Origin of the sequence: Protofrankia sp. CiP3 (genome assembly GCF_917627345.1) — a bacterium.
Lineage (GTDB): Bacteria > Actinomycetota > Actinomycetes > Frankiales > Frankiaceae > Protofrankia.
Map to the genome: position 1 here is coordinate 1 of NZ_CAKJTM010000107.1, position 14,183 is coordinate 14,183.

Annotated in this window: 10 protein-coding genes and 3 pseudogenes; 8 read left to right on the forward strand and 5 right to left on the reverse strand. The window is 65.9% G+C overall.

The features are described 5' to 3' along the window. A pseudogene (locus MJ797_RS22640) lies at positions 1 to 531 on the reverse strand (hypothetical protein); the annotation flags it as partial. Positions 532 to 557: 26 nt separating this feature from the next. Next, positions 558 to 842, reverse strand: coding sequence for a hypothetical protein (locus tag MJ797_RS22645; RefSeq protein WP_239340984.1), 285 nt, complete (start codon positions 840 to 842; stop codon positions 558 to 560). Between the two features lie 992 nt (positions 843 to 1,834). On the opposite strand from MJ797_RS22645, the gene MJ797_RS22650 reads away from it, so the two are divergent. The 8 genes and pseudogenes from MJ797_RS22650 (at position 1,835) to MJ797_RS27610 (ending at position 9,974) form a co-directional block, all read left to right on the forward strand. Continuing rightward, positions 1,835 to 3,400, forward strand: a complete 1,566-nt coding sequence (locus MJ797_RS22650) for a CmcI family methyltransferase (protein WP_239340986.1) — start codon at positions 1,835 to 1,837, stop codon at positions 3,398 to 3,400. A 5-nt stretch (positions 3,401 to 3,405) separates the two neighbouring features. Next, positions 3,406 to 3,993, forward strand: a complete 588-nt coding sequence (locus tag MJ797_RS22655; protein WP_239340989.1) for a methyltransferase domain-containing protein — start codon at positions 3,406 to 3,408, stop codon at positions 3,991 to 3,993. 398 nt (positions 3,994 to 4,391) lie between these two features. Then, complete coding sequence (locus MJ797_RS22660; RefSeq protein WP_239340992.1) at positions 4,392 to 5,219, forward strand: TylF/MycF/NovP-related O-methyltransferase; 828 nt, start codon at positions 4,392 to 4,394, stop codon at positions 5,217 to 5,219. Positions 5,220 to 5,681: 462 nt separating this feature from the next. Next, positions 5,682 to 6,002 carry a nucleotidyltransferase family protein gene (locus MJ797_RS22665; protein WP_239340995.1) on the forward strand — a complete coding sequence of 107 codons (321 nt, stop codon included), beginning with the start codon at positions 5,682 to 5,684 and terminating at the stop codon, positions 6,000 to 6,002. After that, the gene (locus tag MJ797_RS22670; protein WP_239340997.1) at positions 5,999 to 6,358 is read left to right on the forward strand and encodes a DUF86 domain-containing protein; all 360 of its coding nucleotides are present in this window, start codon (positions 5,999 to 6,001) and stop codon (positions 6,356 to 6,358) included. Before MJ797_RS22665 ends, MJ797_RS22670 begins: the two co-directional genes overlap by 4 nt. A gap of 235 nt (positions 6,359 to 6,593) precedes the next feature. After that, positions 6,594 to 6,859 (forward strand): annotated as a pseudogene (locus tag MJ797_RS22675) (transposase); the annotation flags it as partial. Positions 6,860 to 7,415: 556 nt separating this feature from the next. Next, positions 7,416 to 9,062 (forward strand): fibronectin type III domain-containing protein, encoded by a 1,647-nt coding sequence (locus MJ797_RS22680; protein WP_239341001.1) that lies wholly within the window; start codon positions 7,416 to 7,418, stop codon positions 9,060 to 9,062. A gap of 247 nt (positions 9,063 to 9,309) precedes the next feature. Further along, positions 9,310 to 9,974, forward strand: a pseudogene (locus MJ797_RS27610) (IS6 family transposase). A gap of 21 nt (positions 9,975 to 9,995) precedes the next feature. Here the strand turns inward: MJ797_RS27610 and MJ797_RS22690 are convergent. From MJ797_RS22690 to MJ797_RS22700, 3 genes are read right to left on the reverse strand one after another with little or no spacing between them, the layout of a single operon-like run. Then, positions 9,996 to 10,439, reverse strand: a complete 444-nt coding sequence (locus tag MJ797_RS22690) for a nuclear transport factor 2 family protein (RefSeq protein WP_239341003.1) — start codon at positions 10,437 to 10,439, stop codon at positions 9,996 to 9,998. Then, positions 10,423 to 11,370, reverse strand: a complete 948-nt coding sequence (locus MJ797_RS22695; protein ID WP_239341005.1) for an NAD(P)-dependent oxidoreductase — start codon at positions 11,368 to 11,370, stop codon at positions 10,423 to 10,425. Before MJ797_RS22695 ends, MJ797_RS22690 begins: the two co-directional genes overlap by 17 nt. Next, on the reverse strand, positions 11,367 to 14,108 hold the full coding sequence (locus MJ797_RS22700; RefSeq protein WP_239341007.1) for a non-ribosomal peptide synthetase: 2,742 nt from the start codon (positions 14,106 to 14,108) through the stop codon (positions 11,367 to 11,369). Before MJ797_RS22700 ends, MJ797_RS22695 begins: the two co-directional genes overlap by 4 nt. Between the last annotated feature and the right edge of the window lie 75 nt (positions 14,109 to 14,183).

The following is a 14,183-nucleotide window of genomic DNA, read 5'->3' on the forward strand; positions in this document are numbered from 1 at the left end:
TGACACCCCCCCGGCTGTCGCCAACGCCGTCGCAGTGGGCCGCGCCGACACCACGATCAGCCGGCCCAGTAGGCTGACCGCCGCCTTGACCGCCTTGACCGCCTTGACCGGCAGTCGCACCGCGACGTCGGGGACGCCCGTGGGCAGCCCCGGCAGCGGAGGGCTCGGCTGCGGCCGGCTCGGCCGTGACGGGCTCGGCATTGAGGACCTCCTGGAGTGGACGCCTCTCAACTTCCTCCCGAACATCGGTCTCGACCCTCTCCGACACGACGCGAGGCAACAGCCCGGCCACAGCCCGGCCACAGCCCGTGCCAGGTCGAGCAGGTCGATCAGCCGGCCGAGCGTCAGCTCGGCGGTCGGCAGCTCCTCGGCCCCGGCGGCCACCAGCCCGGCCTGGTCCGTCCACGCGGCCGGGACCATCACCTTCGAGCCGTCCGGCAGCTCCACGAGCAGTTCCAGCGTGCCGTGCCGACGCATCCGGCCGTGCACGCGCAGCTCACGGCCATCGAACGGGTGACCCGGCCGGCTCACCCGCGCCACGCTCACCGGCCCGGTGCTCACCACGACCCGGCCCCCGCCGCATCCCCGCCGGCGGCGAGCACCGGACGAGCGACGAGACCGAGCCCCCGACGGTCCAGACCGACCAGCGTCCGCAGGTCCACCGGCACACCCGCCGCGAGATCCGCATCCCCGGAACCTGGCCCTGGGCCACCCAGGTCACCGCCATGTTCGACCGGATCCAGGCCCTGCCCGCCCGCACTGACCGGCACCCTCCCGCCCGACGACCCGCGCACCGCCCCCGGCCCGTGGAGCCGGCGCCCACCCGCACGACAGCCGGGCACTCAGCCTGCCCGAAACCCGATTTCCACCATCAACGACCGGGACCAGAGAAGATCATCGATCGGCTTCCAAGATCTGAAAGATCGAGGCCAGGGGCTCGAATCCTGAACCCAGAGATTAAGAGCGACCGGCAATAGGGACGCGGCGTCGCGGGGCTGGGGCACGCACCTCACCGCATCGCTCCCCATCCATCGCTGCGCGATGCACGGGGTACCCCGGCTCGTCGGTCAACACCCCACGGACCAGGGTGACTCCCTCCGCCGCCTCGCGATGTACGTACCCCAGCCCCGCTCCTTGATCCACGCCCCTATCGCCGGGCGCTCTAAAAGAACCTTGGTATACCTGCCGGAACACGCCGGTCCGTACCAGGGAATGTCCGAACACACAGGCCACAGCAATCACAGATGCCCGCGGGTGCCGGGCGCTACCGGTCAGGTTCACAACGCCCGCACCCGCGCCGAGCCGCAGCACTCATTGTTTTTGGATCACATATGTCACTCACAGTATTCGACAACTTGCTTGGATTCAGATGGTACATGTTTGGTACGGTTGCGTCAGAGTAGCATCGGCCGGACCTTTCACATTCAGATCATCGTCGGCTGGGTGAACTCTCGGCGGGCAGCCGCATCCTGTGTCGATCGTGCATGGACAGCGTAAAGCGCTGCGCGAAGGAGGACGGGGGTGTGGGTGAAGATTCCGCTAACCGGCGGCACTGGGTTCATCGGCGGACATGCAGCAAGCCAGCTAGCGACCGCGGGGGCGGTCACCGCGGCCATCGACGATCTATCCACCGGTACCGAACCGAATCTGCGCAACACCGTCGACGGAGCATCGAACGTCCAAGAGCTCTTCGTCCCGGACGTGACCGAACGGAATCCAGGACATCGTCGAGCGAACGCACCCGAGCAGCGGCCTTACCCCCTCCTCTGCCGTCACCCCGGACGGCTGTTGACCGCGGAGGACCCACCGGCTTCCGAAAAGGAGACACGCCTCGATGACCCGATCCGCTCGGGAGACGGACAACGGCAGGGCCTGGGTCACCATGGTGACCAATGACGAGTACGTCGACGGTGTCGTCGTACTCGCGTACTCCCTTCTCACAGTCAACTCACGGCATCACCTTCTCGTCATGCTGACGCCAACCGTCAGCGTCGAGGCCAGACGCCGGATAGCCGCACTCGACAACTGCCATACCGCCGAGATCAAACCCATCCTTCCCGCGCCCGTCAAGCTCATCGACTACGCGTTCCCCTACCTCGTCGATTCGTGGACCAAGCTGGCCATGTGGAACTTCGAGGAGTACGACCGGCTGGTCTGGCTGGATGCCGACATGCTGGTGCTGCACAACATGGACGAGCTCTTCGACGTCCCGATAGACACGGGGACCATCGCCGCGGCCCCCCAGCGCCTGTGCAATGCTCTGCACTTCGACAACTTCCCGGCCTACTTCCGAGTCGAGCACTGTCCGTATCACGGCAGGTCCCAGCAGCTGCGGCGGTTTAACGCCGGGCTGCTCGTCGCCACGCCATCCACGGCCATGTACAAGGAGCTGACGGGGGCGATCCACAAACGTGAAATCAACCAGATGCACTTTGCCGAGCAGGACCTGCTGAACGAGTACTTCGCCGACAGCTGGCACGCTCTGGACTACGTGTACAACGCGACGAAGGGGATCAGCAGGGCGCACCCCGAGCTCTGGAACCTGGACGTCATCAAGAACCTCCACTACGTGGGGCAGAAGCCATGGAACTGCGACATGGCGAAGGCGCGCGCGAACGACGACCCGATGTACCGGATCAACAAGGTCTGGTGGGACATGCGCGAGGAGGCGTTCACTCGCCTCTCCGGAGGCTCCGCAGCCAAGGTCGACGATACGACTCGGCGGGCGATGGAGAAATACGCGCGGCAGCCCCCACCACCGCCACTGTATCTGGAGGAGGCCTTGGATGTCCCGCTGCGCCAGATCCTGCCGAGGCTGCAGCAGCGCTTCCTCACGCAAACCAGCTACTTCGGCGTTCCGGCCTGGAAGAACCCCCTCGACCTGTGGGTCTACCAGGAGCTGTTATACGAACAGGCTCCCGACGTCATCATCGAGATCGGCAACCGGTTCGGCGGCAGCACGCTGGCCTTGGCCCATCTGTGTGACCTGATGGACAACGGGCGCGTCATCGCCGTCGACCTCTCCCACGAGTCGGTGCCGCGGCGGGTACGCGAGCATCCGCGCATCACCTGGGTCGAAGGCGACGCATGTGAGTTGTTCGACCAGGTCGAGAGTCTGCTTGACCCGCAGGCCCGGGTTGTCGTCATCGAGGACAGCGCGCACACCTACGACAACACCCTCACCGTGCTGCGGTTGTACAGCCAACTGGTCAAGCCGGGAGGCTTCTTCGTCGTGGAGGACGGAATCCTCGGACACGGCCTGGACATGGGGCCCCGGCCGGGGCCGTACGAGGCAGTCGAGACGTTCGTGGCCGAACACCCCGATTTCGTGATCGAGCGTGAGCGGGAGAGTCTGTTGCTCACTTGGTGCCCAAAAGGTTTCCTTCGTCGCATCCGGTAGGAGTCATGGCAGAGACAACCCAGCTGGTCCGCCAGCCGCCCGACGCCGACCGCCAGTGGTGTCGCATCGTCATGAACCAGACAACGCGCCAGTGGATCGGCGCGCTCGACACCGGCCGGCTGTCGGTCCTGGAGATCGCCGGCACGATCTGGGAAGACGCGTTTGCGTTCCGCTCCTATCGAGCGGTCTTCTACAGCGACTACGACGTCTGTGCGGGGACCCTCGACGAGACGTTCGATCTGGTGATCGCGGAGCAGGTCTTCGAACACGTGCTGTGGCCCTACCGCGCCGGACGCAACATCCATCAGATGGTGAACCCCGGCGGATACGTCCTGATCACCGTACCCTTCCTGATCCGTATTCATGACCAGCCGGTGGACTGCTCGCGCTGGACCGAACTCGGACTTAAACATCTGCTCGCGGAATGCGGGTTCCCCTTGGACACCATCCGCACCGGATCGTGGGGCAACCGGGCCTGTGTCGTCGCGAACTTCACCGAGTGGGCACAATACGCGCCCGAGCGGCACTCACTCGACAACGAGCCGGACTTCCCAATGGTGGTGTGGGCCCTAGCGCAGAAGGAAGCGACATGAACGTCGAGTTCGGTGTCATCGACCACCTGGACCACCACTCTGCCTCGGCACGGTCATCGTCGGTCGTGTCCGGCGAGAACAGGCGGTTGCTCTTGATGGCGTAGCCGAGCGGCGGTCTCCAGCGGAGTGGTCTCAATAGGGGTTTCCGAAAAGCTCCACCGCGACATGCGGTTACCATGACGCGCGGCGGTGGCGGCACGCTCCTAGAGCAATCAGGGCGGCGTGGCCGCCACCGTTTCGTATGAAAATGACCGAACGCTCTGCCCGATTTGCCCTATCTTGCGCTCGACCTATTTACTCCTCAGTTGCCTGAACATTCATGTTGTGGTAAAAGATGCAAAATATCACCTATCGGTTACTGCGCTCCGAAGGGCATGGTGGCAATGCGGGGGTGGAGGATGGCAGGCATTGTCACGAGGGAGCTGCGCAGGACGTTGCAGCGTACCGGCGATGATATCGTCCGCATGCGGGCTCCTGATACGCCCGCTGGGATAGACGCCCAAGCTCTGGCCACGATCCGCGCATCCGCCCCGTTCACGATGACCAACCAGGCGAAGGTGTTCGCTCTCGTCCAGGGCATCCGCTACATCGTCCGCAACGGGATTCCCGGCGACTTCGTCGAGTGCGGCGTGTGGAGGGGGGGATCCACCATGGCCGCCGCCCGCACCCTGCTGCAGCTCGGCGACACATCGCGCCACCTGTACCTCTTCGACACCTTCGAGGGAATGCCCCCGCCGTCGGAGAAGGACATCGCCCCAAGCGGCCGGACCGCCGCAGAGCTGCTCGCCGCATCCGACCCGACCCGAGCCGACTCCGTCTGGTGTGTCGCTGCGCTCGACGACGTCAAGGCCAACCTTGCGCGGGTCGGCTATCCGGCGGACCGGATCCATTTTATCAAGGGCAAGGTCGAGGACACCGTTCCCGGCTACGCTCCCGACGAGATTTCTCTGCTTCGCCTGGACACCGACTGGTACGAGTCCACCCTCCATGAGATGGAGCACCTGTACCCACGGGTGGTTCCGAGCGGCGTATTGATCGTCGACGATTACGGCTGGTGGAAGGGGGCGCAGCAGGCGGTCGACGAGTATGTCGCAGCGCATGGGCTCCCGATACTGCTCACCCGGCTGGGCGAGCAGGGCGGCGTGATCGGCGTGGTACCCGGTACTACATTCCCAAATCATGATCGCGAAGGTCCCCTGACCGTTTTCGGTGTGCTGGATACGTAGGTGGATGGGGATGGGGTCACCGTGGCGTTTGTAGTGGTTGATGACCCTGCTGGCCCGTTTTAGGTAGTCGATCGACTACGAGTCGACACCTCGCGTGTTAATGATCCAGAAGTCCGGTGTGCTCCTCATGCTGTTAACGGCCCGTTTTTGCCGTTATGTTGGAGGATTCCCACTTTCGTGGACAGTAGCTTCAGGTCCGCTGTCCACGGAACCGGGACCGCTCCAGTGGCCGCAGGCGGTGCACGGGGCATATGCGGTGAGGTGGTCGCGGGCGGGCTGACGCAGGCCCGTCAACGGCTGGGTTCAGCGCCGATGGCGGAGCTTGTTCTCCCAGGTCGCCTGTCCGGTCGCGGATCTGGACACGGTAGGGGCGTTATGCTTACATCGGCGTCCGCAGGACGTGCGGTGGCTGCTCGTCGAGAACCAGCCATCGGACGCCAGGCTGTGTCGTAGTCTTACCTCATGCTCAGTCCGACGACCGAGACACGAGCGCTGCGTATGGTGATCGCCCGCCACCGGTCGCAGGTTCAGGGCGTGCTCGATCGGTACAGCGCGCGCAATCCGCGGCTGTTCGGCTCGGTCGCCCGGGGCGACGCCACCGCCACCAGCGACCTCGATGTACTGGTCGACCTCGATCCTGCGGGCGGCAACCCGCTGATGCGGCTGGCCGGGATCGCCGAGGAACTGACCAACCTGCTCGGCGTGCGGGTGGATGTCGTGGCGGAACCGTTGCTACGCGAACCGGTTTCAGTGACGGCTCGCGCTGACCTCGTTCCGCTGTGAGCCGTGATCCCCGCGCTCGGTTTGCGGATATCCTGGCCGCGATCGAACGCTGTCAGCACTACCGTGAATGGTTGTCGGACCGTGACGAACTCACTGCGAGCATGGCCTACGATGCGATCCTGCGCAATCTTGCCGTGATCGGCGAAGCGGCACGGACACTGCCGAACGAGATCAAGTTGCGTTCCCCCGAAACACCGTGGGCCAGTATCGCTGGGCTGCGCAATATCGTGGTGCACGAGTACTTCCGCGTGGATCGTGACCTGATAGCTCAGATCGTTCACGACGAACTCATCCCGCTCGCCACCGCGATCGGGCAGCTCACGGCCGGCGACCAGGACGCCGACGATACTGGGTGAGTGTGTCAACACCGTGACCATGGCGTTCACAGGACTGCCTACCGGTCCGGATTACGGGTGACGTGTCGGGGCGGCCGGATAACAAGCTCGAGCGTGCTGTAGGCAGCGGTGGGATGACCACCGCAGCCTCGGCCACCAGCAGCTCGCCGAGGCGTCCGTATGGGGTGCCAGAAGTCGGCTTGTGCCCGTGAGCTGGGGTGATGCGACAGTGCGACAGCCGGCATGATGGTCAACTATATCCCTACGCCCGCCCTATCTGATCTTCGTGCGGGTGTGTGGCTGGGTGCTTCTCCTCGGTCGTTCGTCGGCGTCGAAGGACATCGAGGTCCGTCTGGTCACACGGACATGGACCCACCCGCAGCGGATGGGCCGGCCACCGATCAGCCCGGAGATCGCCACACTGATCAAGCGGCTCGTGACCGAGAAGCCGACCGGGGCTACCAGCGGCTTCAAGGCGAGCTCCTCAAGCCCGGCCACCGGGTAAGCACCTCCACGATCCGCCTGTGGGGCTCCAAAATCCGGATTTCGGGCTGTGAGCTGGACTTTTACGGTTGACGCGGCCGTCAGCTGTGGGTGCGGCTGTCTCCAGCGATCAGTGCACCGCCCGCCTCGTGCTGGGAGCAGAGGGCTCGGTAATCTTGATTGTGATCGGGCAGGCTTCTGGCCTACCCCAACAGCCCGATTCGAACTCCTGCTGAGGGTCCCGACACGAGACGGGCGTCGGGTGTCGCCTCCACCACTTGATACCGCCCCGTGTCACGAGCCTGAAGTGGAATGTCGCTGCCCGGTCTCCGACCCTGCATCGCATGGCGGTTATGCGTTGATGACTTGATTTCGCCGGCACCTTGCGACCTCGCCGGACACGGGTAGATATTCCTTTACTACGGGTGGCAGATCGCACGTTTCGGCCGGCCCGTACTGATGCGGGACCGACCCCTCGCTGTCAATGATTAATCCTGTGGCGGGCGCGTCGAACGGGGTTTCCGCGGGCAGGCAGATAGCTTTGGCTAGCGTCGGTGCTCATCCGAAGTTCCCCGGACCCCCGAAGGGAAATGCAGTGTCGAATTCGCAAGGTCTCGTGTTCGCGTCGGCGGAATGGGTTCCGGGCGGAGGTGAATGGTGGGCCAACTTCACGGTCGTCGTGTCCAACTACTCCACCGAGGACTTGGTGGACCCGGAGATTTCCTTTACGTTCGCCGAGGGCCGGATCATCCGCAACAACTATGGTCTCGTGTTTGAGGAAAGCGATCGCCCGGTCGAGGCTGTCACGGGCCGGTTCGTCGCCGAACGGAAGATCATTCTGGCCCAGAGCTCCCAGGAGTTCACCGTTGCGATGCAGAACGGCGGGCCCGGCGCGGGCACGGACCCCGGGCTGCTGCCGAACGGCTTCACGGTCAATGGTCAGGACGCGAACCCGCCGGTCGACAACGACCCGCCCACCGTGCCAGAGAAACTGCGTGCCACCGGCTGGGCCCCGCACAGCCTGCAGTTGACCTGGGACCCGTCCACCGACAACGTCGCGGTCGCCTCCTACGTGATCGAATACGGCACGCCCGGCGGGGAGACCCACACGTGGCCGACCAGAACCCCCGGCGCCACGGTCTCCCGGCTGAACTCGCTGACCGAGTACCGTCTGCGAGTCCGCGCGGTCGATGTGTCGGGCAACCGCTCGGACCTGTCCGAGGAGATCTCCGCGACGACGACCGCGCCGCTACCTGACCTGGGCGACTGGGACGCACGACGCGCACCCTTCGTCGACTACACCGCCTGGCCGAACCCGAAAATCGCCGAATACGGCTCCCTGTCCGGCATCGACGCGTTTTTCACCGGCTTCCTGGTAGCCCAGCCAAGCGGCGACAAGAAAGTCTACTGGGGCGGATACCCGAGCCTCGGTGAGGCCACCACCAGTGATTTCGGCAAGGAGGACATGAACGCCTTCACCGCCCATGGCGGAAAGGTCATCCTCTCGTTCGGTGGCGCGTCGAACGTTCCCCTCGAGGACGTGGAGACCGATGTCTCCCGCATTGCGGCGACCTACCGGGCGATCCTTGCCAACTACGGCGCCACCTACTTCGACTTCGACTTCGAAGGCGGATTCATCCACAACCAGCCGGGCCTGGAGCGGCATGTCGCAGCCATCTCCCAGGTGCTCGCCACCCAGCCTGCCCTGAAGATCTCCTATACCCTGCCGGTCGACGGCGCCCCGGGCAGCCTGGTCGGCTTCAACGACGGCGGAGTCCGGCTGCTGCAGCTACTCGCGGACGCCGGCATCCAACCATCCCTGATCAACGGCATGCTGATGGAGTTCGGCCAGACCTCCCCGCCGGACGCCTATGAATGCTGCGTGATCGCGCTTAACGGGATGTTCACGCAGATCGCCGCGGCCTGGCCGGGGTGGGACGAGCAGAAGGTCTGGCGTCGCATCGGCGCCTGCCCCATGTTCGGCCGGCACATCAACGGCAAGATTTTCACACTGGACCACATGCGTCGTCTCGTCGACTTCGCCCGGACGAACAATCTCGGCTGTCTCTCCGGCTGGGACGCCAGCCGCGACTACAACCAGGGCCGCCTGCCCGAATGCGCCGATTTCAGCGGCTCGGACCTGGCTAAATGCACCTATGTCGAGCAGAACTCGTTCGATTTCAGTAAGATCATCGCTACCTACCAGCCAGAACACATCCCGGCAGCGTCACAACGACGGTAGGCCCGGCCTCCGGAACCGACGGGCGGCCCTGCCGCAGCCGGCCGTCGGTGACGGCAACGCGACCGCCACTCCCCGTTCCACTGGCCACCCGCTCCCTGATCGATCGTCGGCCCGATGGCGCGACGGCGTTGTCAACGTGAGTGGCGCCTGGGCAGATGGGACGATCTTCTAAGCGTTTTATCCTCGAGGAGGGACCGGTTACGAAAGCGGGGCGCCGTCGTACACGGGGTACCGGTCCCCGGCCGAGGTGATCGCGCAGTGCGTGTGGCTGTACCACCGCTTCCCACGCAGCTATCGCGAGGCCGAGGAGCTCCTACCCGCCCGCGGCGTGATCGTCTCGCAGGAAACCGTCCGGCAGTGGTGCGCGACGTTCGGCCCCGCATACGCCCGCGGCCGGCGTCGACGCAGGGCCCGACCGGGGGATACAGGGCATCGGAACGCGGTGTCCGTGACGATCAACGGGGAGTGGCGGTACCTGTGGCGGGCGGTGGACCACGACGGCACCGTGCGGGACATCCTGGTGCCGTCCCGGCGCACCATCACGGCGGCCCAGCGGTTCCCCTGCAGACGCTGCTGACGACGCAGTGCGCCGTGCCGCGGGTGCTGGTCACCGATACGCTCGGCAGGTACGGGGCTGCCCACCGGCAGGTCATGCCCTCGGTGGGGCACCGTCCGTCGACGTATCGGAACAACCGAGTCGAGACCGCGCACCAGCCCACCCGCCAGCGCGGCCGTGCCATGCAAGGCTTCCGTTCCCCGGGGCAGGCGCAGCAGTTCCTGGCGGTGTTCCGCGCGATCTCACCGCACGTCCGACCCCGCCGCCATCAGCCCACCGCACCCGAGTACCGCGCCGAGATGACCGACCGCTGTACCGCCTGGAACCAGGTCACCGACCTGACCACAGCAGTCTGATCACTACACCAGCGCGCAACTTTACCAGATCTCGTGCACACCCAAACGCTCAGCGACGGGTGACTTGTCGCCTTCGACGATCCGGCGCACCAAGGCAGTGTCGTGAATGTCCGTGAAGTGCGTGGCCAACCCACGGGCCAACCGCCAGGAGTGGACGAACGGCACCGTGCCCGACCTCCCGCTGCGTGCTCCGCACATGTAGTGAACGCCGAAGACCACGACGCGATCGCCCTGCTCTATGAACTCCTGCGGGTCTGGGCGCAGCTCGCTGAAGACGGTCCTTGCCCGAGCCATGAACGCCAGGATCTCCTCATACCCCTTCTTGGTGCCGCCGAGGCCGTAGTCGACCATCCCGTCCGGATGGGTCCACTCGATGTCGGGGGCGAAGGCCGCTAGCGCGGCCTTATGATCGCGGCGGTGAAACGCCTCGTACGAGGCCCGGATGATGTCACTGTTGGACCGCATCGGCGGCCTCCTTCACCAGGTCGGGGAAGTGCGCCCGCAGGGTCCTGCGCAGCCCTTCGCGCCAACCGACCTCGCACCGGCCGATAAGCGCCCTCCGCCGGGTGTTGTCGAAAGCGTGGGTCGCTCGGTAGACCTCGCTGGAGGCGAACCGTGGCTCGATTCCGGCCAGCTCGGCCATGTACGTCAGCATGTCCTGAATGCCGACGGCATCATCGCCGGCCCAGTTGATCACTTGCACCGGAACGGTCGCGGCCTTCCAGAGCAGCGGCACTTGCCATACGACGTCGTCGGTGTGGATGGGGCTGCACAGGTTCTGTCCCCGCGGTGGTACTTCGATCGGCTCCCCGGCCAGCAACCGCCGGAACAGCAGGATCGGCATCCCGCCGTGCGAGTGCGGGCCGTACGCGACGTTGAGCCGCGCGATGGTCGTCGGCAGGTCGAGCGTGACTGCGAAGGCGCGGACAGCGCCCTCGGTGGCGATCTTGCTGACCGGGTAGGTCGGCAGCCACGGCATCTGACCGCCGAGCGGATCGTCCTCCCGGACCAGATGCTCCGGCGATTGCCCCGCGTAAACCGCGCCAGAGGAGACATATAGGAACGCCTCGGCCCGGCGGCAGTGCGTCATCAGCCGGCCCGCGCCAACGGCGTTGATCTCCACCGAGGCGTCGAAGTCGATGCCGTCGCCACGGTGAGCGGCTGAGTGCATGACATGGGTGAAGTCGTCGGCAAGACCGTCGAGACCGTCCTCGGCCAGCCCGGCCATGTCCCACCGCCAGGTGCGGACGCCAAGGTCGCTCAGCTCGCGCTCGGCGTCGACGTCGGCGAACCGACCGAGGCACCACACCTCGTTGTTCTTGGCGAGAGCCTCGGCGACCGGCCGGGCCACCTGTCCGGTGGCGCCAGTGATGAGTATCTTCTTGCCTTCGATCACGAAGCTCCTCCTTCGCCGAGCGCGTCGGCCAGCTCTCGCCGCAGCGCCGCCTGGAACGTCTGGACATGCTCGGGGCTCATCAACGTATAGTGCTCGCCGTCCACCTCAATGTAGCGATTGGGGCGGCGGGTGAAGCCGTCCCAGTCCCGCAACTGCTGGTCGAGCCAGTCCTGCTTGGTGCCCCTGAGCGGTTCGCAGTAGAACACCCGCACCTGCTCGACGGCCCCGGACGGCTCGTAGGCGCGGCCGAGGTGGACCATCGACTGCGCGAGCGCCACCCAGGTGGTGAAGCCTTCCAGGTCGAGGTCGAGTTCGGTCAGCCGGCGGGGCGGCGCCTGCCGGATCAGGCAGGCCAGTTGCTCCTCCTCGCTCAGCGGCGTCAGCCGTTGCGTCAGTTCCTTGACGTCGTCCGCGCTGATCAGTGACAAGAACAGGGCCAGGTTGATCGCTCCGTCGGCAAAGGTGATCTCGTTCATCCGGCCGGAGATGCGTGGCGGCAGGTTGAAGATCCCCACGAAGGCGACCTGCTCCCCCTGCGCCTCGATGGCCTTGGCGATTTCGAAGGCGACCGCGCCGCCGTACGAGTAGCCCGCGACCGCGTACGGGCCATACGGCTGGGTGCGCCGGATCGCCGCCACATAGCAGTCCACCATCTCGGCGAAGCTGCCGAAGTGGGTCTCGTCCTTGCCGAAGCCGCGAGCCCGCAGCGTATAGAAGGGCCGCTCGTTGACGAAGTACTTCGCGAGGTTGACAAATACCAGCACCTCGCCGAGCCCGGGATGCACACAGAACAGCGGCGTGCCGTCCCCGATGACCTGCAACGGTACCAGCGGGTCGTAGCCGGAACCGGAACCGCCCGACAGGTGCCGCGCCAGCCCCCGCACGGTGGGGGTCTGCAGGATGGCTGCCACCGGCACATCGGCCACGCCGAAGGTGTGTTGGATCTCCAACTTCAGCCGCAGCACGTCGAGTGAAGTGCCGCCCAGGTCGAAGAAGCTCGCAGTCGCCGAGAGCGCCGATGGTTCGACGCCCAGCACCCGGGCGTAGATTTCGACGAGGCGGGCCTCGGCGTCGCCGTCGGGCGGTACCGGGTCGCCTAGGAAACGGTGGGTCAGCTCCTCCACCCGCGCGATCGACGCGGCTAGCTGGCCGCCTTCGACGGCGCGGCGCAGCCGGGACCGTTGGATCTTGCCGAGGTTGCCGCGCGGGATATCGATCACGGTAATCGGCAGAATCAGCGAGGGCCGGAACCCCCACCGCATCACGGTACTGTTGCGGATCGCCACGATCGTGCGGTACAGCGCCGCGTCATCATCGAGCTTGGGGACGAACGCGATGGCGAGCTGTTCGCTGTCGCCACCCGGCGAGCGGATCGCAAACGCGGCGACCTGCCCGCGAGTGACCCCGTCCAACTCTTCCAGCAGCGTCTCCAGCTCGTGGCTGGAGTAGTTGACGCCGTTAACGATGACGCTATCTTTGCTGCGGCCGGTCAGGCTGAGCCGGCCGTCGTCGAGGACACCCAGGTCGCCGGTCCGGAACCAGCCGTCGGCGGTGAATGCCTCCGCTGTCGCCGCCCTATCACCGAAGTAGCCGCCGGTAACCATCGGGCCGCGCAACTGCACCTCGCCGGCTTCGGAACGGCCCGGCCTCGGGGCCGCGGTGGTGGCGAGGACCGTCTCGTCGCTACCGGCGATCCGGACCGAAAGGCCGCGCACCGGACGGCCCAGGGAGGCGAACTCGCGGTCCTCACCGGAGGCGAACTCGGTGTTGAAGACGCTGCCCGCGCAGGTCTCGGTCATGCCGAAGGCGGGCACGATCGCGTCCGCGCGCAGCCCATACGGGGCGAGCACGTCGAGGAACCGGCGCACCGTGGCGGTAACGATCACCTCGCCTCCGGAGATGATGCGCCGGACCGCCGACAGGTCGCAGTCCACGGCCGGCCGCCGCTGGGCAAGGGCCTGATTGACCTGCCCGAACAGGAAGTTCGGGGTGAAAGTGACGGTGACCCGGTACGCCGAGATCAGCTCCAGGAAACGCGACGGGTCGGCCAGGACCGCCGCCGGCTCGGCGATCACCTGATCGGCTTCTGCGTACATCGGCAGCAGATGTGCCTCGAACGCGGCGATGTGGTCGTGGGAGATCCAGTTCATCATTGTGTCGGCAGCGGTGAACGCCAGAGCTTCGGCCTTGCCCGCCAGCGCGGACAGCAGATTGCCGTGAGTGATGCGCACCGCCTTCGACAGCCCGGTGGATCCGGAGGTCAGCATCAGCAGCGCCAGGTCGTCGGGCCGCGGTCGGTGGATCTGGTCGTCTGGCTCGTAAGCGCCCAGCTCCGCGAGCTGCGCGGTGCGCAGCCCGTCGATGTGGGGCAGCTCGGCATATGCGCCCTTGGACGCCACCACCAGCGGCCCGTCGAGCAGTCGGTTGAGGTGTTCGAGCTGCGCGCGCCAGCGGCTGGTGTCACCGCGGACCGGCACGACCGGGCAGGGCACGAAACCGCCGAGCACCGCTCCCCAGAAGGCGGGGAGGAGTGCCTCTGGCTCGTCGGCCACGATCAGCACCCGGTCACCGGGTGACCTGCCTTGGGCACGCAGCCCGCGCAGCAGGCGCCGGGCGGGCTCCAGCAGCCCGCTGTAGGACAGCCGTGGCCCGTCGACAAAGGTAATTCCTCGTCCCTCTTTTTCTCCCGCCAATTCTAAGAGATGCGGCAGAGTCTGCGGATAGACGGAGTTCGGCACCTGATGTCTCCAGAAAAAGTATGGAAGGCGAAGTTGGCGTCAACCGGTCGAAGCAACGCCCGCATCGTGGTGGGG

What these genes read in the sequence shown, in the direction of transcription:
- MJ797_RS22690 (WP_239341003.1), bottom strand. Translation starts at nt 10,439, where the DNA reads ATGCGGTCCAACAGTGACATCATCCGGGCCTCGTACGAGGCGTTTCAC.
- MJ797_RS22650 (WP_239340986.1), top strand. Translation starts at nt 1,835, where the DNA reads ATGACCCGATCCGCTCGGGAGACGGACAACGGCAGGGCCTGGGTCACC.
- MJ797_RS22665 (WP_239340995.1), top strand. Translation starts at nt 5,682, where the DNA reads ATGCTCAGTCCGACGACCGAGACACGAGCGCTGCGTATGGTGATCGCC.
- MJ797_RS22660 (WP_239340992.1), top strand. Translation starts at nt 4,392, where the DNA reads ATGGCAGGCATTGTCACGAGGGAGCTGCGCAGGACGTTGCAGCGTACC.
- MJ797_RS22655 (WP_239340989.1), top strand. Translation starts at nt 3,406, where the DNA reads ATGGCAGAGACAACCCAGCTGGTCCGCCAGCCGCCCGACGCCGACCGC.